At 71.5% G+C, this 22,888-nt stretch carries 22 protein-coding genes; 7 read left to right on the top strand and 15 right to left on the bottom strand.

The window, feature by feature from the left end; all coding sequences use genetic code 11:
• Positions 1 to 11: 11 nt before the first annotated feature.
• The 4 genes from ACIBD9_RS25540 to map form a co-directional block, all read right to left on the bottom strand.
• The gene (locus tag ACIBD9_RS25540) at positions 12 to 812 is read right to left on the bottom strand and encodes an FkbM family methyltransferase (RefSeq protein ID WP_396721466.1); all 801 of its coding nucleotides are present in this window, start codon (positions 810 to 812) and stop codon (positions 12 to 14) included.
• Positions 813 to 848: 36 nt separating this feature from the next.
• Positions 849 to 2,507, bottom strand: a complete 1,659-nt coding sequence (locus ACIBD9_RS25545; RefSeq protein WP_396721468.1) for a sulfatase-like hydrolase/transferase — start codon at positions 2,505 to 2,507, stop codon at positions 849 to 851.
• A 99-nt stretch (positions 2,508 to 2,606) separates the two neighbouring features.
• A complete protein-coding gene (locus ACIBD9_RS25550) occupies positions 2,607 to 3,512 on the bottom strand; it encodes a CDP-alcohol phosphatidyltransferase family protein (RefSeq protein WP_396721469.1) in 906 nt (301 codons plus the stop codon).
• A gap of 176 nt (positions 3,513 to 3,688) precedes the next feature.
• Entirely contained in the window at positions 3,689 to 4,462 is a 774-nt protein-coding gene (gene map / locus ACIBD9_RS25555; RefSeq protein WP_396721471.1) for a type I methionyl aminopeptidase, read from the bottom strand.
• Positions 4,463 to 4,527: 65 nt separating this feature from the next.
• Between map and ACIBD9_RS25560 the strand changes: the two genes are divergently transcribed.
• Positions 4,528 to 4,830 carry a helix-turn-helix domain-containing protein gene (locus ACIBD9_RS25560; RefSeq protein ID WP_238659804.1) on the top strand — a complete coding sequence of 101 codons (303 nt, stop codon included), beginning with the start codon at positions 4,528 to 4,530 and terminating at the stop codon, positions 4,828 to 4,830.
• A gap of 97 nt (positions 4,831 to 4,927) precedes the next feature.
• On the opposite strand, the gene ACIBD9_RS25565 is transcribed toward ACIBD9_RS25560, so the two are convergent.
• Together ACIBD9_RS25565 and ACIBD9_RS25570 are read right to left on the bottom strand one after the other, a co-directional pair.
• Entirely contained in the window at positions 4,928 to 6,100 is a 1,173-nt protein-coding gene (locus tag ACIBD9_RS25565) for a lactonase family protein (protein WP_396721472.1), read from the bottom strand.
• Positions 6,101 to 6,276: 176 nt separating this feature from the next.
• Complete coding sequence (locus ACIBD9_RS25570; protein WP_396721474.1) at positions 6,277 to 7,161, bottom strand: LysR family transcriptional regulator; 885 nt, start codon at positions 7,159 to 7,161, stop codon at positions 6,277 to 6,279.
• Between the two features lie 82 nt (positions 7,162 to 7,243).
• Between ACIBD9_RS25570 and ACIBD9_RS25575 the strand changes: the two genes are divergently transcribed.
• Entirely contained in the window at positions 7,244 to 8,494 is a 1,251-nt protein-coding gene (locus ACIBD9_RS25575; RefSeq protein ID WP_396721475.1) for an MFS transporter, read from the top strand.
• Positions 8,495 to 8,503: 9 nt separating this feature from the next.
• Here the strand turns inward: ACIBD9_RS25575 and ACIBD9_RS25580 are convergent, their stop codons facing one another.
• Entirely contained in the window at positions 8,504 to 9,256 is a 753-nt protein-coding gene (locus ACIBD9_RS25580; protein ID WP_396721477.1) for a glyoxalase, read from the bottom strand.
• 166 nt (positions 9,257 to 9,422) lie between these two features.
• Between ACIBD9_RS25580 and ACIBD9_RS25585 the strand changes: the two genes are divergently transcribed.
• From ACIBD9_RS25585 to ACIBD9_RS25600, 4 genes are read left to right on the top strand one after another with little or no spacing between them, the layout of a single operon-like run.
• Positions 9,423 to 10,349, top strand: coding sequence for a hypothetical protein (locus ACIBD9_RS25585; protein ID WP_396721478.1), 927 nt, complete (start codon positions 9,423 to 9,425; stop codon positions 10,347 to 10,349).
• On the top strand, positions 10,346 to 10,798 hold the full coding sequence (locus ACIBD9_RS25590; RefSeq protein ID WP_396721479.1) for an ABA4-like family protein: 453 nt from the start codon (positions 10,346 to 10,348) through the stop codon (positions 10,796 to 10,798). The genes ACIBD9_RS25585 and ACIBD9_RS25590 overlap by 4 nt, the downstream gene beginning before the upstream one ends.
• Positions 10,799 to 10,803: 5 nt before the next feature.
• A complete protein-coding gene (locus ACIBD9_RS25595; protein WP_396721481.1) occupies positions 10,804 to 12,054 on the top strand; it encodes a sensor histidine kinase in 1,251 nt (416 codons plus the stop codon).
• Positions 12,051 to 12,677, top strand: a complete 627-nt coding sequence (locus ACIBD9_RS25600; protein WP_387165788.1) for a response regulator — start codon at positions 12,051 to 12,053, stop codon at positions 12,675 to 12,677. The genes ACIBD9_RS25595 and ACIBD9_RS25600 overlap by 4 nt, the downstream gene beginning before the upstream one ends.
• Before the next feature lie 3 nt (positions 12,678 to 12,680).
• Here the strand turns inward: ACIBD9_RS25600 and ACIBD9_RS25605 are convergent, their stop codons facing one another.
• Positions 12,681 to 13,397: a YoaK family protein gene (locus ACIBD9_RS25605; protein ID WP_396721483.1), complete on the bottom strand. Its 717-nt coding sequence runs from the start codon at positions 13,395 to 13,397 to the stop codon at positions 12,681 to 12,683.
• Positions 13,398 to 13,467: 70 nt separating this feature from the next.
• Between ACIBD9_RS25605 and ACIBD9_RS25610 the strand changes: the two genes are divergently transcribed.
• Positions 13,468 to 14,148: a GntR family transcriptional regulator gene (locus ACIBD9_RS25610; protein ID WP_396721484.1), complete on the top strand. Its 681-nt coding sequence runs from the start codon at positions 13,468 to 13,470 to the stop codon at positions 14,146 to 14,148.
• On the opposite strand, the gene ACIBD9_RS25615 is transcribed toward ACIBD9_RS25610, so the two are convergent.
• The 7 genes from ACIBD9_RS25615 to ACIBD9_RS25645 all read right to left on the bottom strand — a co-directional run bounded on the left by ACIBD9_RS25615 (position 14,145) and on the right by ACIBD9_RS25645 (position 22,794).
• A complete protein-coding gene (locus ACIBD9_RS25615; RefSeq protein ID WP_396721486.1) occupies positions 14,145 to 15,935 on the bottom strand; it encodes a gamma-glutamyltransferase family protein in 1,791 nt (596 codons plus the stop codon). The two genes, ACIBD9_RS25610 and ACIBD9_RS25615, sit on opposite strands and share 4 nt — an antisense overlap.
• On the bottom strand, positions 15,932 to 16,933 hold the full coding sequence (locus tag ACIBD9_RS25620; protein ID WP_396721488.1) for an ABC transporter ATP-binding protein: 1,002 nt from the start codon (positions 16,931 to 16,933) through the stop codon (positions 15,932 to 15,934). Before ACIBD9_RS25620 ends, ACIBD9_RS25615 begins: the two co-directional genes overlap by 4 nt.
• Positions 16,930 to 17,946, bottom strand: coding sequence for an ABC transporter ATP-binding protein (locus ACIBD9_RS25625; RefSeq protein ID WP_396721489.1), 1,017 nt, complete (start codon positions 17,944 to 17,946; stop codon positions 16,930 to 16,932). Before ACIBD9_RS25625 ends, ACIBD9_RS25620 begins: the two co-directional genes overlap by 4 nt.
• The gene (locus tag ACIBD9_RS25630; RefSeq protein ID WP_396721491.1) at positions 17,943 to 18,830 is read right to left on the bottom strand and encodes an ABC transporter permease; all 888 of its coding nucleotides are present in this window, start codon (positions 18,828 to 18,830) and stop codon (positions 17,943 to 17,945) included. The genes ACIBD9_RS25625 and ACIBD9_RS25630 overlap by 4 nt, the downstream gene beginning before the upstream one ends.
• Positions 18,827 to 19,783, bottom strand: a complete 957-nt coding sequence (locus tag ACIBD9_RS25635; protein ID WP_091399352.1) for an ABC transporter permease — start codon at positions 19,781 to 19,783, stop codon at positions 18,827 to 18,829. Before ACIBD9_RS25635 ends, ACIBD9_RS25630 begins: the two co-directional genes overlap by 4 nt.
• A 6-nt stretch (positions 19,784 to 19,789) precedes the next feature.
• On the bottom strand, positions 19,790 to 21,466 hold the full coding sequence (locus tag ACIBD9_RS25640) for an ABC transporter substrate-binding protein (RefSeq protein WP_396721492.1): 1,677 nt from the start codon (positions 21,464 to 21,466) through the stop codon (positions 19,790 to 19,792).
• 119 nt (positions 21,467 to 21,585) lie between these two features.
• Positions 21,586 to 22,794 (bottom strand): MFS transporter, encoded by a 1,209-nt coding sequence (locus tag ACIBD9_RS25645; RefSeq protein WP_396721494.1) that lies wholly within the window; start codon positions 22,792 to 22,794, stop codon positions 21,586 to 21,588.
• Between the last annotated feature and the right edge of the window lie 94 nt (positions 22,795 to 22,888).

Here is a 22,888-nt window from a genome sequence, read left to right on the forward strand (position 1 = left end):
GTCGCGTACGGCTACGGCGTGGCGACGACCTCCCGGTTGTGGGACACGCAGTACACGTCGCCGGAGTTCGCGGCGTGCGGCAGTTCGTGCAGGTGCGTCGCCAGGTCGGTGGCGGGTATCCAGCGTTGGAAGGTCATCGACTTGTCATCGCCCAACGCGACGTCGAAGCCGTCGAAGCCGAGCGCGGTCAGGCGATCGAGGCACCGGTAGGCAACCGCACGCGCGATGGTGGTGAACTCGAACGAGAGCGCCGGCAGTGGGCGGCTCAGGCCGGCCAGCACCTCGTCCTCGAAACCCTCAACGTCGATCTTGGCGAAGGTCGGTACGCCGTACGTGTCGATCAGCGCGTCGACGGTGACCACCGGGACCTCGATGTCGGCATCCCACACCTCGCCCTCCCACCCGCCCGCGCCCTGCGCCGCTCGGACGAAGTCGGGTGAGGCGGTCGACACGGTGGGATTGGCGGAGTTGACGTGCAACCGGGTGCGGCCGGGCAGGGCGCCACACGCGGCGTCGACCAGGGTGACCTGGTCGTCGTCGGCGTAGATCGCCCGCAGGGCGCGCAGACACAGCGGCTGCGGTTCCACGGCTACGACCCGGGCGCCGAGGCGACGGAAGCTGCCGATGTGGTCGCCCACGTGGGAGCCGATGTCGAAGACGAGGTCGCCGCGGCTGACGAAGCGGGAGTAGAAGTCGTCCATCCTCGCGTCCCGCTCGGGATCGCCGTAGTAGACGTCCAGCGACCGGTGCAGCAGGGACAGGGCCGGATCGGTCCGGAGCGCGGCGATCCTGGTGTCGGTGCTTGCCGTCATCTGTCTGGGTCCAGTCCGTGAGAGAGGTGGCCGGGGTTACGGCCCGAAGGCGGTCAGGAACCGGTCCCGGAAGGCGTCCATCCGCCAGACCGGCGCCTGCGGCCCGGGCTTCAGCCCGTCCTGCCAGCCCCACCCGGAGATCCGGTCCAACACCGCCCGATCCCGGGTGATGATCGAGATGGGGACGTCGCGGCTGGCGTTCTCACCGGTGACGACGGCGGCGGGCTGGTGGTCACCGAGGAAGATGAACACGAGGTCGTCGTCTCCGTAGGTCCGCACGTAGGAGACGAGCGTGCCGAGGGTGTACTCGATGGACTTCCGGTAGTCCGCCCGGATCTGGCCGGTGTTGCGGCGCTTGTCGTCCGACCTGCCAGCGCCGGCCGCGCGGTAGACCGCGCCGTCGCCGACGTCGGCCCAGTCGAGCAACGGCGGGACGGGCGTCCACGGCGCGTGACTCGACACCAACGCCAGCTCGGTCATCACGTTGCCGTCGCGCTTCGCCTGCTCCAGGCGCTGCCAGCTGGCCAGGGTGTACTGGTCGGGCGGGGTGCCGAAGCTGAACTTCGGGCCACCGTACGCGAGCGTCTTGGCGTTGTAGAACCGGTCGTAGCCGAAGAAAGAGCCCTCCGGCCAGGCCTTGGTGACGGCGGGCATCACGCCCACGGTCTGCCAGTCCGCTCGCCGGAAGGCGCCGTTGAGGGTCATCCGGTCGCTGGCCAGCAGGGTGCGGTGGCGCTGGTCGTTGTCGATCCAAAGGCCGGAGAGCAGCGTGTCGTGCGCGAGCCAACTGCCGCCACCGAAGGTGGGCGAGGTGAGGAAGCCGCTCTGCGCGGCGAAACCCGCCGCGCCCAGCTCGCTGGTGCCGCGGTCGAGGACCGCACCGACCTGCGGCGCGAACTCCGGGTCCTCGACGGCGTCCCGGCCGTAGCTCTCCACGAACGCGACGACCACGTTCTTGCCGCGCAACGCGGTCAGGAGCTGGTCGCCGGGGGTGTCACCGAACTTGTCGGCCTCGATCAGGGCGCCGAACGTCTCGCGGTCGTCGAGGCGTAGGCGCACCTGGAAGCCGTGCCCGTTGGCCAGCGTGGTCGCGGAGGTGTCGGCGACCGGTACGCCCTCGACCACCCGCACGTTGAACGCGGCGCAGGCGACCCAGACGACCACCAGCGCGGCCACGACACGGGTGGTCCCGGCGCGGTGCCGGACCACCAGCCGCCGCAGTCGCCGCATCGACAGCGTGACCAGTGTGGGCAGGCCCACGACCACCACCGCCAGGGTGATCGCGGCACCGACGGCGGCGGGCCGACCGTACGACTCGCTGAGGAAGGCGAACCCCTCGTCGACGAGCGCCCAGTCGAGCACCGGGTCGAACGCCCGGCTCAGCGAGGCGGAGAACCCCAGGTCGAGCAGCTTCAGCAGGCCGAGCAGGCCGAGCGCCACGCCGGCGAGCGTCGCGACCAGTCGGCTGCCACGAGACGGCAGGGCGAGCAGGAGGGCCACGACCAGCAGCGCCTCCAGGGGGATCCGTACGAACCCCGCCGGGTTGAGCCGACCGAAGTCGTACGGCACGGTGAGGACGAGTAGCACGAGCAGCGCGGCCAGCACGGTGGTCAGCCGAGCCGCGATGGAACGCTTCGGCTGGTCCTCGGCTTCGGTGCCGTCGGTGGCGGTGACGTCCGAGACTTCGCCCCTCATCGGCCTCCGTCCCTGGCTCGGCTGCTGACGTACGCGCGTCATGAGCGACAACCCGGGCATCCTTCCATGATCTTTGTTGGTGCGCGGAATCCGGGCGGCTCAGACGCGGGCGATCCCGCGTCGGGCCACAGCGACCGTGGGACGGTCCGACCAGGGCAGCCCATCCGGCCGGCCCGAGCCCAGCCCGGCCAACCCCACGCCGGCGCTCGGGGTGCTGTGGCTCGGCGGGCTGCTCGCGTGGGCCATCGCGCCCGAGGCGTCGTGGATGCCCGGGGCGTGTTGGCTGCCCGGGGTGTCGAGGACGAGGCTATGGCGGAGGTGACGGGTCGTCCAGAGCCACGCGACGTCCCGCCCGAACGACTCGACCAGCAGCGCCAGCGACGCCACCAGCACGACGGTCGTCAGCGGCCCGGGCAGCGCGTCGCCCATCGCCACCGTCAGCACCACGCCCTGGACGGCGGCGACGACCTTGCGCCAGTAGCGCGGCGGCAGGGACCCGCGCATCCACCCCAGCACCCAGCTCGCGGCGACGAAGACGTAGCGCATCGCGCCGATCGCGAGCACCCAGCCACCCACCGAGGGGGCCACGTGCAGGCAGAGCACCAGGACCAGGAAGGAGTCGATCTCCATGTCGAAGCGCGCGCCGAGCTCGCTGGTGGTCCCGGTGCGGCGGGCCGTGTACCCGTCCACGGCGTCGAGGGCCAACGCCACGCTGGTGAGGACGACCATCAGGGTGACCGGCGCCGACCGGCCGAACGAGTCGGCGGCCAGGGCCGTCACGCCGCCGACGAGGATCGCCCGACTCAGGGTCACCCGGTCGGCCGGGCTCAGAGCACCCGCGCCCGAGCGGGACATCCCCCGGCTGAGCAGGGCGCACAGGACCGCCCCATACGCCAGCCCCGCCACCCAGCCCGCCGCGCCCAGACCGACTGTCTCCGCGAGCACCGCCAGCAGGACGATCTGTACGAGCAGTCCGATGACCGGACCAGTTCGAACCGTTGACATCGTGCCTCCGCGACTCTGGTGGGTGACCCTGACCGTCATCACGGAAAATATGACCGATCGGTTCATTCTGAACGCGACCCGGCAGGGCGCCACGGAGAGACCTGCCCCTTCGGTGGCCGGTTAATCGTCCACCGTGGGCGACCCGTCGGCGGCTGACCGACGAGCGCCCGTACGGGTCAGGGCGTCGGCAGGGTGAGCACGTCCGCACCGTCGTCGGTGATGGCGATGGTGTGCTCGCTGTGCGCCGTCCGGCAACCCGTCGCGCTGCGGAGCGTCCAGCCATCGGCGTCGGTGACGAGCGTGGCGGTGTCCGCCATGACCCAGGGCTCCAGCGCCAGCAGCAGCCCCGGGCGCAGCCGGTAGCCGCGGCCGGGACGCCCGGTGTTGGAGACGTGCGGGTCCTGGTGCATCGTCGATCCGACGCCGTGGCCGCCGAACTCGGTGTTGACCGAGTATCCCGCCGCGCTGAGGACCGAGCCGATGGCGTGCGAGAGGTCACCGATGGGAACGCCGGGGCCGGCGGCGGCGATCCCCGCCTGCAACGCGCGCTGGGTCGCGTCGATCAGCGCGACGCTCTCCGGGGGCCGTACGTCGCCCACGACGAAGCTGATGGCCGAGTCCGCGACGACTCCACCCAGGGAGACGGCGAGGTCGAGCGAGAGTAGGTCGCCGTCGGCGAGCGGGTAGTCGTGCGGCAGCCCGTGCAGCACGGCGTCGTTGACCGACGTGCAGATGTAGTGGCCGAACGGCCCGCGCCCGAAGGACGGCTCGTAGTCGACGTAGCAGGACTGTGCACCGGCCTCGATGATCATGGCCTGTGCCCACTGGTCGATGTCCAGGAGGTTGGTGCCGACCACACAGCGGCTCTTCAACGTCTGGAGGATGTCGGCGACCAGCGCGCCGGTGTCCTTCGCTCGCAGCACGTCGGTGGGGCTCAGGATCTCGATCATGCAGCGCCTTCCTCGGACGACCAATAAGTATCCCGGCCATATTATCCCGGTACTAGAATCGGAGCATGGTCAGGTTGCCGCTCACTCCCGCGGAGCTCGAACGCGGACAGCGCCTCGGCGCCCTCCTGCGTCGCGCCCGCGGAGAGCGTTCGATGCTCCTCACCGCGCTGGACGCGGGCGTCTCGCCGGAGACCCTTCGAAAGATCGAGTCCGGCCGGATAGCCACCCCCGCCTTTCCGACCATCGCGGCGATCGCCGACGTCCTCGGTCTCTCCCTCGATGCCGTCTGGTCGGAGATCAACAGGGCGGACGGCAGTGCCGAACTCCCCCGACCAGCTCGCACCCCACGCGAACGATTGGCCTCGTAGTCTCGACCCCGCTGGCGCAACACGGCGCGTCGGCCGGCGACCAACCAGACGACGCTGGTCCCGGTCGATGGACGACCGGGACCAGCGGGTGGTGCGCTCAGGAGGCGGCGATGCCCTCCATGCCGATGCCGTCGGTGAACTTCGGCAGACCCTCCACGGTGGTGACGAGCTTCAGGGACCCGTCCTCGCCCACCTCGTAGCCCTGCACGTTGCCGGCGGTGGCGTTCTGCACGTACAGGAAGCCGTCGCTGGTGGTCATGTCGATCGACCCGCCGCCGGTGTCGACGGCGACGCCCTTGACGAGTTGGAGCTTGCCGTCGTCGTCGACCCGGTAGGAGCTGATGGTGGAGCTACCGGCGTTGGCCACGAAGAAGTAGTCGCCGACGCGCTGGATCCAGCACGGCGCCTGCTGCCCGTTGGGCACCGACGGCCCGACCTGGTCGAGCGCGCCGTCGTCCTCCAGCTCGAACCGGCTGACCGCGTTCGCACCCGACTCGGTGACCAGCAGCGAGTCCTCGGTGTCGAAGGTGAAGCCGAAGGGCGTGTTCCCCGCGTCGCTGATGACGGGGTTGCGGGACAGCTTGCCGTCCCGGCCGATCTCGTAGCTGAACATGACGTTGGCGCCCTTGGTCGACACCAGGACGAACTCGCTGTCCGGGTCGATCTTGACCTGGGCCGGGGCGGTCCCGAACGCGGGCGGGTTGCCGTTGTGCAGCCCGAGCGACCGGTTGGCGTCCTCGATCCGGGACAGGCGCCCCTTGTGCAGCTCGAAGCCCTGCACCGAGCCCTCGCCACCGGCGTTGAGGACGTAGACGAGGTCACCACGGGCCGCGACGCTGACCGGCAGCAGACCGCCGGACCAGATGACCTGGAGCTTGTGCAGCTTGGTGCCCTCGACGCGGAAGACCGTCACGGTGTTGCTGCCGGCGTTCACGGCGAACAGCAGCCCCTTGTGGTAGGTCAGGGACCCCTGTGAGGCCAGCGCGTCGAGCGGCGCGCCGATGGTGAAGCCGCCCAGCCCGCCGGTCTCGTACTCGCCCGCCTTGGTGAGACGGCCGTCCTCGTCGCGGTCGTACACCTTGATGGTGTTGCCCTCGGCCTTGTTGGTCTGGACGAAGACCGCGCCCTCGTCGCCGTGGTGGTAGTCACCCCCCTTGCGGTCGTCGTGGTACCCGGGGCCACCGCCATCGGCGGAGGCTGTTCCGGGGATCGATCCGATGCTGGTCAGACCTGCCAGGAGGGCTGCCGCGAACGCGACACTGCGCTTCATCACTGACTCCTTATGCACCCGAAGGGAGGAATACGAGTTTTCCTCTCCTTCGAAAGCTATCGGAGCAGCTAGGCACATTGGCCACACTTACCCTAAAGGGGTAATTTCGTGCCGGTCTGTCGAATCGGCAGACGTACGTCCCGAGGTGGCATAGGGCGAAGCGGACCTTCGACCCATCAGGGCAGGAATTCGGCGGTCAGGCTGATCAACGCACGTGCGGCAGCCCCGACCGGGCGGTCCACCGGGGTGACGAGGGACGCTGTCCAGTTCAGGTCGACACCGGTGACGCTCAGCAGGCGCACCCCGTGGTCGTCGGCGACGGCGAAGCGGGGTAGCAGCGCGATGCCGAGCCCGTGCCGGACGTGGTCGGCGCCGGTGGCGATGTCGGGGATCTCGATCGTGACGCGCCGGGACAGGCCGGCGGCCGCGAACGCCCGGTCGGTCACGGCCCGGTTGCCGTATCCCACCGGGGAGTCGATGAAGTCCAGCCCGGCGATGTCGGCGAGGGTGACCGCCTCGCGGGTGGCCAGCGGGTGGTCGTCCGGAACGACGAGGTCGAGGACCGAGCAGGCCAGCTCGGTGAGGTGGATCTCCGCCGGGGGCGCGCCGGGCAGTGAGACGAAAGCGAGGTCGAGTCGGCGTTCCGCGAGGGCGTCGATGAGCCCCTGAGAGCCGTGCGGCGCGACGCTGGTGTGCAGCAGCACTCCGGGGTGCCGGCGGTGGAACTCACCCAGCAGGGCCGGCAGCTGCAGGAGCCTGGTCGAGGTCATCGTGCCGATGCGCAGGGTGCCGCGCAGGCCGCCGTGCACCTCGGCGACGGCGTCGCGGGCGTCGCGGGCCGCGTCGAGGGCGATCCGGGCGCGCGGGAGCAGCGCGGCACCGGCGTCGGTGAGGCGTACGCGTTTGGAATTGCGGTCCAGCAGTGGCGCGCCCAGTTCGCGTTCGAGGGTCTTGACCGCCGCCGACACGGCGGACTGGACGACGTGCAGGCGGACGGCGGCGCGGGTGAAGTTCTGTTCCTCGGCCACCGCGACGAAGTACTCAAGTTGGCGGAGTTCCACGCCGCCAAGTATCACCGATCGCGATCGTCACTAGCATCAACTTTCGTTGGACCTGATGCTTGGGTGAGGCAACAGTGGGGTTATGTCCTTGTCGACCCTGACACCTGCTCCCGCCGCGTCCGATCGCAGCGACGGCTCGTCCCGCCGCCACGGCCGTGGCTTCTGGGCGATCGCCCTGGCGTTCCTGACCGCGATGGCGTTCTGCACCGTGCCGGCCCCGCTCTACCCGCTGTACATGGCGCGGGACGGTTTCTCCACGTTCATGGGCACGATCGTGTTCGCTGTCTACGCCGTGGGCGTGGTGATCAGCCTGCTGCTCGCCGGCCACGTCTCGGACTGGGTCGGCCGCAAGAAGATCCTCATTCCGGCGTTGGCGTTGGAGCTGGTGGCCGCCGCCCTGTTCCTGGGTGACCCGTCCCTGCCGGTGCTGCTGGTCGCCCGGCTGGTGAGCGGGCTGGGCATCGGCATGATCACCGCGACCGCTACCGCGTACCTGCAGGAGTTGCACGCCGCGCATCGGCCCGGCTCGTCCCGCCAACGCTTCGAGATGGTCTCCACCGCCGCCAACATCGGCGGCTTGGGCGTCGGCGCGTTGGTCGCGGGCGTCCTCGCCCAGTACGTCGACGCCCCGCTGCGTACGCCGTACCTGGTGTTCACCGTCCTGCTGGCGGTGAGCATCGTGGCGGTCGCCCTGACCCCGGAGACCGTCGAGGAACGGTTGGTGAAGCCCACCTACCGGCCCCAGCGGATCAGCGCCGACCACGGGGACCGGGCCGGCTACCTGGCCGCGGCAGCCGCCGGGTTCGCCTCCTTCGCCGTGTTCGGCCTGTTCACCTCGGTCGCCCCGGGCTTCGTCGCGGGTGCCCTGCACCTCCCGTCGCGGGCCCTGGCCGGCATGATCGTGTTCGCCGTGTTCGGGGGTGCGGCCGTGGCGCAGACCCTCACCAGCCGGCTCCCCGCCCCGGCGAAGGTGCGCCTGGGGCTGCTCGCCCAGGCCGTCGGCGTGCCCGTCCTGCTGGCGGGGACGCAGACCGCCAACCTCGCGGCGTTCCTGGTCGGCGGGGTGGTCGCCGGCATCGGCGCCGGCGTGCTCTTCAAGGCCGCCGTCGGCGCCGTCGCGGCGATGGCGGCACCCGCCCGGCGCGGCGAGGCCCTGGCCGGGTTGTTCCTCATCGGCTACCTGGGGATGATCCTGCCGTCCGTCGGCATCGGCGTCGCCACCCAGGCCGTCACCACCGGCACCGCGATGAACTGGTTCACCGGGTTGCTACTGGTCATGCTCGCCTTCGTGGCCCTGCTGTTCCGTCGCAGCGCAGCGGCCCACGCGCGCTGAGGCGGACGCTCAGGTCGCGTCGGGCCGCCACCAGGGTTCGAGGATGGTCGGGTCGGCGACGTACTGCTCCACCTGCGTGCGCTGCTCCGGGGTCAGGGACAGCGCGCGGAGGCGGGCGCCCCACTCGGGCACCCGGTCGGCCTTGTCCAACCCGGTCGCCAGCTCGATCAAACCGGCCAGTGCCATCGCCTGCTCGACCACCGGCGCGTCCTCGGCGCGGCGGCGCATCCCCGAGTCGAGCGCCCGGTAGGCCGCGCGGTCGTCCATCTTGAACTCGCGCAGGATCCGCGCGTTGTCGAGCACCCGGGCCAGGCCCTCAAGCTCCTTCGACCCGCCGTACTCCAGGTCCTTCGGCTCGTCGCGCTGGATAAAGACGATGGTGTTGCCGGACGGGTCGACGATGCTGAACCGCGACGCCCCGTCGCGGTAGCGGGTTATCCGGGGCAGGCCGCTGACCAGCACCTTGCCGTAGCTGCGGCGCATCGCCTCGGTGAACACCGCGTGGTACGCCGCGACCGCGTCCACCATCACCAGGCAGCCGCCGGACTGCTCCTTCGCCGGGTCGAGGTCCTTCGGCGCGGGGCCGTAGTGCAGTTGGAACCCGCTCCACGTGAAGGCCAGGTACACGTAGGGCTTGAGCTGCTCGTAGGCCACCTCGAACCCGAGCGCCCGCCAGAACGCCACGGTCTCCTCCGGCGCCGCGCAGTGCAGCAGCGGCACAGCGGTCTCGTTCGGCCGAATCTGGTTCTCATTGGGCGTCACTTGTCGCTCTCCGTCCCGTCGGCAGGCCGGCCATTGTGCCAGCACCACCGAGCGGCCTCCACGGTTTCGTCTCCTACCCAGGGAGGAGACGCGCTCCGACCACCGGCCGCAACCGGGGCTCGGGGTCGGACGCGATCGACGGGCGCGGCCACGAACATCTGCAGACATGACTACCGTTGTGCGCCGGGCGACGCGTTGGAACCGCCCGCTGATGTTCCTGGTATCCGTGATGGCGGTGCTGGCCGTCGTCGCCGTGGTCGGCATCCTCGTCGACTCACGCGTCCTCACCGGGGCGCCGATCTGGCTCAAGCCGTTCAAGTTCGCGGTGTCGTTCGTGCTCTACGGCACGACGCTCGCCTGGATGCTCTCCCTGCTGCCGCGGCGCAGCCGGGCCGTCGAGCGGGCGGCCGTCGTCATCGTCGCGGTGGCGGTCGTCGAGAACGCATGGATCGTCGGTCAGGTGCTTCGCGGGCAGACCAGCCACTTCAACTCCAGTACCCCCCTGAACACCGTGTTGGTCGCGTCGATGGGCGCGGCGATCCTGGTGCTGTTCTTCGCGCACCTCGTCATCGGGATCGTGGTCCTGATCCAGCGGATCCCCGATCGGGTCGCCGCGACCGCCGTCGGGTGGGGGCTCGGCCTGTCCCTGCTGGGCATGCTCGCGGCGGTGCCGATGGTGCTGCCGATGCAGGACCCGGGGATCGAGGGGATCGGTGGGGCGCACAGCGTCGGCGTGCCCGACGGTGGGCCGGGGTTGCCTATCGTCGGCTGGAGCACCACCGGCGGTGACCTGCGGATCGGGCACTTCGTGGGGCTGCACGCCCTCCAGGCGTTGCCGATCCTGGCGATCCTGCTGAGCCGGTTCGCCACGCGGTGGGACGAGCGCACCCGCGCCCGGCTGCTTGTCGTCGCGGGCGGCGCGTACGGCGTACTCACCGTGCTGTTGACCTGGCAGGCCCTGCGCGAGCAGCCGCTGCTGCGGCCGGACGCCACCACGCTCGCGGCGGTCGCGGCCCTGGCGGTCGCGACGGCGACCGCGACCGGCCTGGTGCTGGTCCGCCAGCGTCGCCCGGAACTGGCGCTGGCCGCGTGACCGGGGCGCTGTTCTCGCTGACGTTCGCGGTGGCCACGCCGTTCTGGGCGCTGATGATCCTGCTGCCCCGCTGGTCGTGGACCGCCCGGATCGTCGCCTCGCCGCTGATCGTGCTGCCGGTCGTGGTGATCTACGCGCTGCTGGTGCTCCCGGCCTTCGGCGACGTGCTGCCGGCCGTGACGTCGCCGACCCTGGCCGGGGTGCGCGACCTGCTCGGCACCTCCGACGGAGCGGCGGCGGGTTGGGCGCACATGATCGCGTTCGATCTGTTCGTCGGACGGTGGGCGTGGTTGGACAGCCGGGAACGGGGGGTGCCGGCGCTGGTCATGGCTCCGGTGCTGGTGCTGACCATCCTGCTCGGACCGCTCGGCCTGGCCGCGTACCTCGCGGTCCGGACCCGGTGGCGGCGGCCGACGGCCGTCGCCACCGGGCCGCAGCACCTAGGCTGACCACCGTGAGCTGGCCGGGGCGACTGTTCGACATGCGGGACACCCTCGTGCGGATGGCGCTGCTCGACCTCGCCGGCCTGGGCTACCTGTTCTTCGTTCCGCACTCCGCCAGCACGCCCACGACGACACAGTGGATCCTCGCGGTCCTCGCGTTCACCGTGGGGCTGGCGGTGCACCGTTGGCCGGTGGTCAACCTGCTGGCGCAGGCCGCCCTGCTGGCGGTCGCGATCCGCCTGGTCGACGACTTCACCATCAACCAGGTTGGCGCGAGTTGGGCCCTGCTCGAGATCACCATGCGGGCGCGCCGGCCCCGGACCATCTGGCTGTCCGCCGCGCTGCTGATCGTGGTCGACCTGACCGACTCGGTCGGCGACCCGGTCGGCCAGGTCGCCTCGGGCGTCGTCGGCCTAGCCCTGGAGGTCGGCGTGCCGGTGCTGCTCGGCCTGGTCATCCGCACCAACCGGGAGCTGAGTCGGCAGGCCGTGGAGCGGGCGGTGGCCGAGCAACGCCAGCACGAGTCGGAGAGTCGTGCGGCGCGCGCCGACGAGCGCAGCGCCATCGCCCGCGAGCTGCACGACGTCGTCGCGCACCACGTGGCGTCGATGGTCCTGCGGGTCGGCGTGGCCCGGCACGTGCTCACCGACCTGGACCCCCAAGTGGGCAAGGTCTTCGACGACGTGCACGGCACCGGCACCGCGGCCCTCGCGGAGCTGCGCCGGCTGGTCGCGGTGCTGCGCAACCCCGACGGGGTACGCGGCGACGCGGCGCTGACCGCGATCGAACCCTCCGCGCTGCCGGCGGCGATCGGCGCGTCCATCGACCGGGCCCGGCAGGCGGGTGTCACCGTGGAGGCCGATCTCGATCCGGCGATCGGTTCACTCGACGCGGTGCGCGGCATGGCGGTGCTGCGACTGACCCAGGAGGCGCTGACCAACGTGGCCAAACACGCGGGGACATCCGCGCTCGCGCACCTCGTGGTCGCCGTCCAGGACGGCTCCGTGCACTGGGAGGTCGCCGACAACGGGCGCGGTGGGGTGCCGGCGGGCGTGCCGGCCGGTGGTGGGCACGGCATCACCGGGATGCGCGAGCGCGTCGAGGTCCTCGGCGGCCGGCTGGAGGCGGGCCCGACCGGCACCGGCTGGCGGGTGCGTACCGTCCTTCCGGCCGGGGCCTCCGCGTCCGCCGACGCGCCGGTCGGAGCGGTGCCCCGCGAGCGGGAAGCCACCGCCGAATCACCCGCACCGGAGCCGGCGTGATCCGGGTGCTGCTGGTCGACGACCAGCACCTCATCCGAGCCGGGCTGCGCATGCTCTGCGAGGCCCAACCCGACATCGAGGTCGTCGGGGAGGCCGACAACGGCCGGGAGGCGATTCCGCTGGCCGGGCGGCTCCTCCCCGACGTCGTCGTGATGGACCTGCGGATGCCCGGTGTCGACGGGATCACCGCGACCAGCAGGATCCTCGCCGAACGCCCCACCACCCGCGTCCTGGTGCTGACCACGTTCGGCGACGACGACCACCTCTACCCCGCGCTGACCGCCGGCGCGTGCGGGTTCCTGCTCAAGGACGCGCCGCCGACCGAGCTGCTGGACGGTATCCGCCGGGCCGCCGTCGGTGACAGCCCGTTCAGCCCGGAGGTGCTGCGCCGCGTCGTGCAGCGCGCGGTGCACGCCCGCCCCGGGTCACCACCGGCCCTGCCGGGCCTGACCGCTCGGGAACGGGACGTGCTCAACCTGGTCGCCGAGGGTCTGTCCAACACCGAGATCGCCGACCAGCTCCACATCGGCGTCACCACGGTCAAGACCCACATCACCAGCCTGATGACCAAGACCGACAGCCCCAACCGGGTACGTCTGGCCCTGTTCGCCCGCGGCGTCTGACGCTCAGGCCCGCATCCGCGCGGAAACGGCGATGACGAGCGCCAGCGGCACGATCAACAGGGCCGGGGCGACGACCGGCAGGTGCAGGGCGACCAGGGCGCCGACCGCCGCGCCGACCATGAGGGCCAGCAGCACCTGGGCCTTGGGGCGCATGCTGGCCCACGGGCTGCGCGCGGCCACACCGGCGATCAGGCTGGTGAGCGTGCCGGTCAGGTACGTGGAGGACAGCCCGGACACGCCGAAGCGTTGGATCGCACTGCTCTGCACGCCCAGTGCGACCGCGGACAGCATCAGCAGCGCCAGGTGGACGCGCGCGTCGGCGGTGTGCAGCGTGACCTCCCAGACGACGGCGAACACCACGAACACCGACAACTCCAGGACCAGCGCCCAGGTGACCCGCCGGGGCCAGACCGGATCGTCGGGCTGTGCCGAGCCGACGACGCGGGCGCCCGCGAGGACACCGACGATGAAGCTGACGATGGCGCAGCCCGACGTCAACGCCAGGTCGGCTTCACCACGGCCGGCCGAGAGCCCGAGCAGGACCATGTTGCCGGTCATCACGCTGGCGAAGGCGCCGCCGAGGGAGAGGAAGCCGAGGGCGTCGGCGCTCCCGGTGAGGAAGGTGAGGACGACGACGAGCGCCTGCCGCCGCCGCAGCAGGCGCTGGCTCCGGTACGGGGCGACGCGGGGGCGGGTGACGCGGGGCGCTGTGCTCGACACTGTCTGCCACCTTCCGATAATTGTTCTTCGTATACACTTTGTCCGGACACGTTCACGGAGAGGCAACCAGGTGGCTGAAGACCTACGGGACAAGCTCGGCGCGCAACACCTGCCGCTACGCGATCAGGTCCTCGCCGCGCTGCGGACCGCCATCATCGACGGCGACTACCTTCCCGGGGAACGGCTGACCGAGGACCGGCTCGCCGAGGACTTCGGCGTCTCCCGCAACCCCGTCCGGGAGGCGCTGCGCGTCGCCGAGGCGGAGGGGTTCGTCGTGATCCTCCCCCGCCGGGGAGCGGTCGTCGCCTCACCGAGCAGCGGGACCATCACCGACATGTTCGTGGTACGCGAGCGTCTGGAGGCGCTGGCCGCCCGGCTGGCCGCCGAGCGGGCCACCGCGGCCGACGTGGCGTCCCTGCGCGCGTTGCTCGACCAGGGCCGCGAGGCCACACAGCGGCAGGATCTGGCCCGGGTCGCCGAACTGAACAGCACGCTGCACCTGCGCATCCTCCAGATCAGCGGAAACCCCTGGCTGTCGTCGATCGCCAAGTCGCTCTACCTCCATGTCCAGTGGGTCTTCCGGCTCGGTGCGGCCGAACGCGCCCCCCACTCGTGGGCCGAGCACATCCAACTCGTCGACGCCATCGAGTCAGGCGACGGTGACCGCGCCGAGCGGGCCGCGCTCGACCACCTCGACGCGGCCTCCGCCGCGGCGTACGAGAACGCCGAAGGCGGCTACGGCGCCCGCTAACGGCCGCACGCGTAGCCCTGCATCCCCCGGGGGTTCGCACCGGCGGCCAGTACGCCCGTCGTCGGGTCACGGGTCACCGCGCAGAGCCGACCCAGGCTCCACCCGTCGGTGACCCGCACCTCGTGCCCGTACGCCCGCAGCGCCGCCAACACGCCCTCGTCGAACCGGTCCTCCACCACCAGGACACCGGGTTCCATGTCCCGTGGATAGAACGACCCCGGCAGGCTGACCGTGTGCCACGCCGGCGCGTCGATGGCCTCCTGGAGGCTCTGCCCACCGACCAGGTGCCGCAGCAGGAACGGCAACTGCCACTGGTCCTGCTGGTCGCCACCGGGGGTGCCGCACGCCAGCACCGGCTCGCCGTCGCGGTGCACCATCGTCGGGCTCAACGTCGTACGCGGGCGGCGGCCCGGTGCCAGCGACGAGGCGAGCCCCTCCTCCAGCCAGAACATCTGCAACCGGCTGCCCAGCGGGAAGCCGAGCTCCGGAATGGTCGGGGAACTCTGCAACCAGCCGCCGCTGGGCGTAGCGGAGATCATGTTGCCCCAGCGGTCGACCACGTCCACGTGACAGGTGTCGCCGCGGGTCACCCCGTCCGACTGCACGGTCGGCTCCCCCGTGGTGGCGTCCGTCGGCCCGGTACGCCGCTCGGCACCGGGTCGGACGTGGGCGGGCAGGCGCGGCTGCGCCCCGTCCGGACGTCCCGGCCGCAACTCCGCCGACGCGCGGTCGCCGACCAGGGCGGCCCGCTCCCGCGCGTACTGCGGGGAGAGCAGCGCCTTGGCGGGCACGTCGACGCCGTCGCCGTACCAGGCCTCCCGGTCGGCGAAGGCGAGCTTGAGCGCCTCGACCTGGGCGTGCACGCCCGCCGCGGTCCCCGGGTCGTACGCGCCCGTGTCGTCGAGGGCTTCCAGGGTGGCCAGTGACTCCAGCAGCACCGGGCCCTGACCCCAGAATCCGGTCTTCGCCACCGAGTAGCCGTGCCAGTCGAGGGTGGCGGGCGTCTCCCAGCTCGCCGAGTACGCAACCAGGTCGTCGCCGGTGACCAGCCCGGCGTGCGGGCGCCCGCTGGAGTCCTGGAACGGTCGCCGGCTGAACGCGTCGATCGCCTCGGCGACGAAACCCGTGCTCCAGGCCCGACGTGCGGCTTCGATCTGGGCCTCCCGGTCGACGCCGGCCGCCTGTCCCGCCTCGACGAGTCGGCGCAGCGTGTCCGCGTACGCCGGGTTGCTGACCATCTCCCCCGCGGCCGGTGGCCGGCCGTTGCGCAGCCAGAGCGCGGCGGACGTGGGCCAGTGTTCCTCGAACAACGACCGGACGGCCGCCACGGTGTCACCGACCCGGCCCACCAACGGGTGTCCGGCGCCGGCGTAGCCGATCGCCGGCTCCAGCACCTCGGCGAGGGTGAGCGTGCCGTGCTCGCGCAGCAGCAGGAGCCAGGCGTCCACGGCACCGGGTACGGCCGCGGCGAGCGGCCCGGCACCCGGGATGAGGTCCATTCCGAGGGACCGGAAGTGCGCGATGGTCGCACCGGCCGGGGCCGGCCCCTGCCCACACAGCACCTTCGGTCGAGGGTCCTGTGCGGTGGCCACGATGGCCGGCACCTCGCCGCCCGGCCCGTTCAGGTGCGGCTCGACGACGTGCAGGACGAACCCGGCGGTAACCGCGGCGTCGAAGGCGTTGCCGCCGCGTTCCAGGATGCCCATCGCCGCCTGGCTGGCGAGCCAGTGCGTCGAGGACACCATGCCGAAGGTGCCCTGCAACGTGGGTCGGGTGGTGAACGTCATGACAACACCTCACTGGGATCTGCGGTGCGAACGTCGGGACCGGTGCCGTCCGGCCGGACCAGGTGGCAGGCGGCCATGCCGTCGCCGATGGCGGTCTGCGCCGGCACGTCCGTCGCGCACCTGTCGAAAGCGAGCGGGCACCGGGTCCGGAACCGGCAGCCGGACGGCGGGTCGAGCGCGGACGGCAGGTCGTCGCCGAGCAGCACCGGCTGACGGTGGCGTTGGCGCACCGGGTCGGCCACCGGCGCGGCGGACAGCAGAGCCTGGGTGTACGGGTGGGCGGGCCGGGCGAAGATCCGCTCGCGGCTGCCCGTCTCGACGAGTTGACCGAGGTACATGACCGCGATGTCGTCGGCCAGGTACTCGACCGCGGAGAGGTCGTGGGTGATGAAGAGGCAGGCGAACCCGATGTCGCGTTGCAGGTCGGCGAGGAGGTTGAGCACCGACGCCTGCACGGACACGTCGAGCGCGCTGGTTGGTTCGTCCGCGATGAGCAGCATGGGCTCGGAGATCAGGGCCCGAGCGATGCTGACCCGCTGGCGTTGCCCGCCGGACAACTCGTGGGGATAGCGACGGGCCACCTCGGCGCGTAGGCCCACCCGTTCGAGTTGGGGAGCGACGCGGGCGTCCCGGTCACGCCGGGAGATCCGTTTGCCGGCCAGCCGCAGCGGCTCGGCCACGATCTCGCCCACCAGCATCCGCGGGTCCAGTGACGCGGCCGGGTCCTGGAAGACGATCGACACCGCGCCGCGATGCGGACGCAGCCGCCGTCGGGACAGGTGGGTGACGTCCGTGCCCGCGATCCGGACCGTCCCGGCGGTCGGTTCGACGAGCCGCACCACGCACCGGCCCACCGTCGACTTCCCGGAACCGCTCTCCCCCACCAGGGCCGTGACCCGGCCTCGCGGGATGGTCAGGGACACCCCGTCCACGGCGCGCACCGGGCCGAAGTGCATCACCAGGTCCGCGATCTCCAGGGCGTTCGGCTGCGGCGTCATCGGTTCGCCTCCTGAGCTGCCGTCGGTGCCGTGGTGCAGGGGTGCCAACAGGCCGCCACATGGTCGGGGCCGCCGATGCCCTCCAGGGGCGGGGCGACCGCCCGGCACTGCTCGTCGGCGGCCGGGCACCGGTCCGCGAAGGTGCAGGCGTCGGGTTGGCTGGCCAGGACGGGCACCAGCCCGGGGATCTCGGTCAACCGGTCCGTGCCGGCGTGCCGGCCCGGCTGCGGTGACGCCGACAGCAGCCCGGCGGTGTACCGGTGCCGTGGGTGGGCGAACAGGTCGTCCACAGGCGCCCGTTCCACCACCCGGCCCGCGTACATGACGACGACGCGGTCGGCGATGTCGGCGATCACGCCGAGGTCGTGGGTGATGATGAGGACGCTCGTGCCGAGCCGGTCGCGCAGGTCCCGCAGCACCTGGAGGATGCCGGCCTGGACGGTGACGTCCAGCGCGGTGGTCGGCTCGTCGGCCACCAGCACCTTCGGGCCGCAGGCCACCGCCATCGCGATCATCACGCGCTGGCGCATGCCGCCGGAGAGCTGGTGCGGGTAGCCGTCGACCCGCTGGGCGGCGGACGGGATCCCGACGAGCGTCAACAGCTCGACGGCGCGCGCCCGCGCCGCCCGTCGGGACATCCGTTCGTGGACCTGGAGCACCTCCCCGATCTGCCGTCCGACGGTGAGCACCGGGTTCAACGACGTCATCGGTTCCTGGAAGATGTAGGCGATCTCCCGGCCACGGACCCGACGCAGGGCCGACTCGCGGGCGCCGACCAGCTGCGTGCCGTCCAGGCGCACCGAGCCGGTGACCCGGGCGCTGCCCGGCAGCAGCCCGGCGATGCTCATCGCGGTGACGCTCTTCCCGCACCCCGACTCGCCCACCATCCCGACGATCTCTCCGGCCGCGAGGTCCAGGCTGACACCGTCGACCGCCGAGACGGTGCCGGTCTCGGTCGGGAACGACACCGACAGGTCGCGGATCTCCAGCACGGGCGCGGAGGCCGTGGTCATCGCCGGTCTCCCTTCGGGTCGAGGGCGTCGCGCAGGGCGTCCCCGAAGACGTTGAACGCCAGCGCCAGACCCATGATCACGACGCCGGGAAAGACGGCCGCCCAGGGTGCGCGGGCGGCGAACTGCTGGGCGGTGGCCAGCATGGTGCCGAGACTGGGCGCCGGGGGCTGGATGCCGAGGCCGAGGAAGGACAGCACCGCCTCGCCGAGGATCGCGGCCGGGATGGCGACAGTGGCCTGCACCAGGATCACCGAGGTCGCGTTCGGCAGGATGTGCCGGGCCAGCACCCAGAGGTCGCTCGCGCCGTCCACGACGGCCGCCGCGACGAAGTCCAACGACTTGAGGCGCAGCGTGTCCGAGCGGACGACCCGGATCACCCCGGGGATCTGGGCGATGCCGATGGCCACCGCGGCGTTACCGAGGCTGGCGCCCCGGATGGCCGCCAACCCCACCGCCATGATCAGGAACGGAAACGCCAGCAGCAGGTCGGTGAAACGCGAGATCACCGCGTCCCAGGCCCGGAAGTAGCCGGCCGCGAGCCCGAGCGGCACCCCGATGACCAGGGACGTGGCCACCGCCAGGAGCCCCACCTGCAACGACGCCCGCGCGCCGAGCATGATGCGGGAGAGGACGTCGCGGCCGAGGTCGTCGGTGCCCAGCACGTGCCCGGCGGTGCCGGGAGGCGCGAACGTACGGGCGAAGTCGGTCTGGTCGACCGAGTACGGCGCGAGCCAGGGCGAGAGCAGCGCGATGACGCCCGCCAGCGCGAGCACCACGAAGCTCACCACGGCGAGCGGGTTGCGCCGCAGCCGCCGAAGCACCCGGGTACGCCGGGTGATACTGGCGGTGCCGGTCTCCGCCATCGGTACGGTGAGGACGGTCATGCCGGATCTCCCGTCACCCGGATGCGTGGGTCGATGACCGAGTAGAGCAGGTCCACGAAGAAGTTGATCACGATGTAGGCCGCGGCGGTGAGCAGGACGACGGCCTGGATCACCGGGTAGTCCCGTTGGAACACCGCGTCGATGGTCATCTTGCCGAAGCCCGGCAGCCCGAAGATCTGTTCGGTGACGACCGCGCCCGAGATCAGCCCGCCGAGTTGGAGACCCACGACGGTCACCACCACGATGAGGCTGTTCCGCAGGGCGTGCCGGGTGATGACGGCGCGCGGTCGCAGGCCCTTCGCCTTCGCCGTCCGCACGTAGTCGGAGGAGAGCGAGTCCAGCATCGCCGACCGGGTCTGCCGCATGATGATGGCGGCGAGGCCGGTGCCGAGGATCACGGCCGGCAGGACGATGTGGTGCAGGTTGTCCACGGGGTCCTCCAGGATCGGCACGAAGCCGGAGGCGGGGAACAGCCCGGTCGCCACGGACAGGTAGAGGATCGCCAGCAGCCCCAGCCAGAAGTGCGGCACCGACAGGCCGATCAGGGCCAGGCCGTTGGCGAGCCACTCCGCCGGGCGTCCACGACGGACCGCCGCGAGCACCCCGGCGCCGACCCCGAGCGCCGCCGCGATGAGGATCGCCAGGACGGACAGCTCGACGGTCACCGGCAGGGCGGTCGTGAGCATCGACGAGACCGGCGTGCCGGTGCGGATCGACACTCCGAAGTCGCCCTGCGCCATTCGCTCCACGTACTGGGCGAACTGCACCGGCAGCGGCTGGTCCAGCCCGTAGTGGCGACGGATGGCCTCCAGGGCCTCCGGCGACCGGTCCTCGCCGGCCAGCGCGAGGGCAGGGTCGCCGGGGAGCGCCCGCACGCCGACGAAGACCACGATCGTCGACAACAGCAGGGTCAGCGCCGACTGCCAGGCGCGGGTGAGCAGGTAGCGGGCCACGACGGCCTACTTCGTGAAGCCTGCGAAGGCAGCCCGGATCACGCCGTCCGGGTAGACCTGCAGGCCCTGGATCTGCTTGCTGACGGCGGTCAGGTTGCGCTGCCGGTAGAGGTAGATCAGGGCGTCGTCCTGCTGCAGCAGGGTGACCGCCTGCCCGTACAGCTTCCTGCGCTCCTCGACGTCGCCGGACTGCCGGGCCTGGGTCAACAGGGTGTCGAGCTGCGGGTTGCTGTAGCCGGCGACGTTCTGGCTGGCGCCGGTGCCGACGAAGTTGGTGATGTTGGCGTCCGGGTCGATCCGTCCGCTCCAGCCCAGTTGCAGCAGCTCGAAGTTGCCCCGGTCCTGCTCGTCGAGGAGCGACGAGTACTCCACCGGGTTGATCTTCAGGTCGAATCCGCCGTCCTTGACCATGGACTGCAACGCCTGCGCGAGACGCAGCGTGTCAGGGGTGTTCGAGGCGAGCATCGTCACCGCGTACGGCGTCTGCACGCCGGCCTCGGCCAACAGCTGCTTGGCCTTGGCGGGGTCGTGCGCCGGGCAGGTCTGCGCCTCGGGGGACGAGAACGTGCTCGCGGGCGAGATCGGGGAGCAGGCGGCGGCGTGCAGACCGTTGAAGACCGCGTCGACCAGGGCCTTGCGGTCGATGGCGTGCTCGAAGGCCTGCCGCACCTTGGCGTTCTGGGCGAGGGGGCGGTTGATCGGCTTGGCGGCGGTGCCGACGCCGTCGACGTTGCCGACGTTGATGGTCAGGCCCTGGTAGCCGAGGGACTGCGACTGGAGGACGGAGACCGCCGCGTCCTGCCGGAGCGAGGCGACGTCCTGGGTGGAGACCGAGTCGGCGACCTGCGCGTCGCCGGAGCGCAGGTTGGCCGCGCGGATGCTGGCGTCGGTGAGGATCCGCCACGAGATGGCGTCCAGGTGCACCTTGCTGGCGTCGTAGTAGTTCGGGTCGCGCACCACCTCGATCGAGTTCTGTGGCACCCGCTTCGCGAACTTGAAGGGGCCGACGCAGACCGGCGCGGAGGCGAAGTCGTCACCCCGGGTCCGCAGCGCCTGCGCGCTCATGATCATGCCGGCCCGGTCGGCGAGGGCGCCGAGCAGCGGCGCGAAGGGCTGCTTCAGCCGTAGGACGACGGTCTGCGCGTCCGGGGTGTCGACACCGTCGATGGGGCCGAGTTCGCTCTTGCGCGCCGAGCGGGCGTTGGTGAGGTGGCGTTGCAGGGTGGCCTTCACCGCGGCCGAGTCGAACGCCGTGCCGTCCGCGAAGCGCACGCCGGGCCGCAGCGGAATGGTCACCGTCCGGCCGTCGCCGCTCGTGGTGGGCAGGGCCGTCGCGAGCTGCGGTACGACCTGCGCCTGCTCGTTGACGTCGTAGAGCTTCTGGCACATCGCCTGGAAGACGTAGCGGGAGTAGAGGCTTCTCGACAGCGTCGGATCCAGCGCGTCGGGCTCGGCGGAGAGGGCGATGACCAGCTTGCCGCCCTGCTTCACGGCGGCCGGGTCCGCGGGCGTACCGAAGGAATCCTGGCCTGCCGACTGGTCGCCGCCGGACTGCTCGCCGCCGTCGTTGTTCGACACCGGTGAGCAGGCGACGAGCGTGCAGACGACGGCGGCCGCCGCCACGGCGGCCCGGAGCACCCCCCGGCGGGGCAGGTTCGTGTCGCGGACGGAGAGGTTCGTCATGGAGAGCTCCTCAAGTGGGCGATTCGGGGAGCGTATGTTGTATACGATGACCGCCGCAAGACCTCCGTTAATGGCTTACCGGGGCACCCCCGAGGGCCGTGGACCGACCCGGCCGGCGGTCAACTCGCGGGCCGCGTCCGGCCGCCCCGCACCAGGCTGAGCAGGACGACCAGCGCGAGCGCCGCCACCACCGCGCTGAAGACCTCGCCGGCGGGACGCAGGCCGATGGTCTGGATCAGCAGACCGACCCCGACCGCGGGCACACCGAGCATGGCGAACAGGATGGCGAAGAAGGTCGACACCGCCTCGGCCCGGTGCTGCGGTTCGGTCTTCGTGGTGATCGTCGCGATGCCGTAGCCGACCGCCACCCCGGACGCGACCCCGGTTATCGCCGCGCTGATCATCAGCGTCGCCAGCAACGCCATCCACATGCTGACCGCGAGCAGGCCCGCGCCCACGACCAGGCCGGCGCAGGCGTTGGCCAGCGCGGCGCGCGAGGACAGCACGCGGGTCAGCAGCTGACCGAACGCCGCACCGGTGAACGCCACGAAGACCACCAGCGCGGCCAGGGTGTGGGAGGTCTCGTGCAGGACCATGCCGAGGAACAGCCCGCTCACCGACGTGAGCACCCCGAGGGCGGCGAAGCCCGCGCCAGCGGTGATCGCCGAGCGGACGAAGGCGCCGCGGATGGTCGCCGGCACGTGCAAGCGCTGCACCCGCAGGGTCACCGGCGAGCGCTCCCGGACCGTCTCCGGCACCCCGCGCAGCGCGATGATCGCGATCACCGCCAGGATCAGCACGATGGCCCAGGGCAGCCGGAGCGGGTCGGGGGCCACGTCCGACACGATCCCGGACAGCAGGGTGCCGGTGGCCAGGCCGCCCAGGTTCGCGAAGATCGACACGGTGGCGGCACGCTTCGGGTGCCGAGGGTCGATCAGCTCCGCCAACGCCGCGGTCGCCGTGCCGATGATCAGCGCGGCGGACAGCCCGGCGAGGATCCGACCCACGATGATCATCGCCAGGTCCACGGCGGCCAGGAACACGGCGTCGGCGGCGACCGAGAGCAGCAGCGCGATGAGGATGACCGGGCGTCGGCCGATCTGGTCGGAGAGCCGACCGAAGACCAGCAGCCCGACGACGACTCCCAGCGCGTAGAGCGCGTAGACCACCGTCACGGTCAACGACGAGAACCCGAACTCCAGCTCGTAGAGCGGGTAGAGCGGGGTCGGCACGGTGGTGCCCACGAGCGTGATCCAGAAGGCGAACGCAACCCGTACCGCGCCGGACGTGGACCGGGTCGTGCCCCCGGCGCGGCTGGCGTCGGACATGATTAGTCCCCCCGGGATCGGACCCTGTTACGGGCCGTCGCCACCGCACCCTTCTCCTCGCGGCACCTGGCCCGCGTACAAGCATGGGCTGGGG

The organism is Micromonospora sp. NPDC050784 (assembly GCF_044456765.1).
Taxonomy (GTDB): Bacteria; Actinomycetota; Actinomycetes; order Mycobacteriales; family Micromonosporaceae; genus Micromonospora; species Micromonospora foliorum.

Excerpts from the sequence above, each read along its gene's own strand:
- ACIBD9_RS25540 (WP_396721466.1), bottom strand. The coding sequence starts at position 812 with ATGACGGCAAGCACCGACACCAGGATCGCCGCGCTCCGGACCGATCCG.
- ACIBD9_RS25545 (WP_396721468.1), bottom strand. The coding sequence starts at position 2,507 with ATGAGGGGCGAAGTCTCGGACGTCACCGCCACCGACGGCACCGAAGCC.
- ACIBD9_RS25550 (WP_396721469.1), bottom strand. The coding sequence starts at position 3,512 with ATGTCAACGGTTCGAACTGGTCCGGTCATCGGACTGCTCGTACAGATC.
- map (WP_396721471.1), bottom strand. The coding sequence starts at position 4,462 with ATGATCGAGATCCTGAGCCCCACCGACGTGCTGCGAGCGAAGGACACC.
- ACIBD9_RS25560 (WP_238659804.1), top strand. The coding sequence starts at position 4,528 with ATGGTCAGGTTGCCGCTCACTCCCGCGGAGCTCGAACGCGGACAGCGC.
- ACIBD9_RS25565 (WP_396721472.1), bottom strand. The coding sequence starts at position 6,100 with ATGAAGCGCAGTGTCGCGTTCGCGGCAGCCCTCCTGGCAGGTCTGACC.
- ACIBD9_RS25575 (WP_396721475.1), top strand. The coding sequence starts at position 7,244 with ATGTCCTTGTCGACCCTGACACCTGCTCCCGCCGCGTCCGATCGCAGC.
- ACIBD9_RS25585 (WP_396721478.1), top strand. The coding sequence starts at position 9,423 with ATGACTACCGTTGTGCGCCGGGCGACGCGTTGGAACCGCCCGCTGATG.
- ACIBD9_RS25615 (WP_396721486.1), bottom strand. The coding sequence starts at position 15,935 with ATGACGTTCACCACCCGACCCACGTTGCAGGGCACCTTCGGCATGGTG.
- ACIBD9_RS25620 (WP_396721488.1), bottom strand. The coding sequence starts at position 16,933 with ATGACGCCGCAGCCGAACGCCCTGGAGATCGCGGACCTGGTGATGCAC.
- ACIBD9_RS25625 (WP_396721489.1), bottom strand. The coding sequence starts at position 17,946 with ATGACCACGGCCTCCGCGCCCGTGCTGGAGATCCGCGACCTGTCGGTG.
- ACIBD9_RS25630 (WP_396721491.1), bottom strand. The coding sequence starts at position 18,830 with ATGACCGTCCTCACCGTACCGATGGCGGAGACCGGCACCGCCAGTATC.
- ACIBD9_RS25640 (WP_396721492.1), bottom strand. The coding sequence starts at position 21,466 with ATGACGAACCTCTCCGTCCGCGACACGAACCTGCCCCGCCGGGGGGTG.
- ACIBD9_RS25645 (WP_396721494.1), bottom strand. The coding sequence starts at position 22,794 with ATGTCCGACGCCAGCCGCGCCGGGGGCACGACCCGGTCCACGTCCGGC.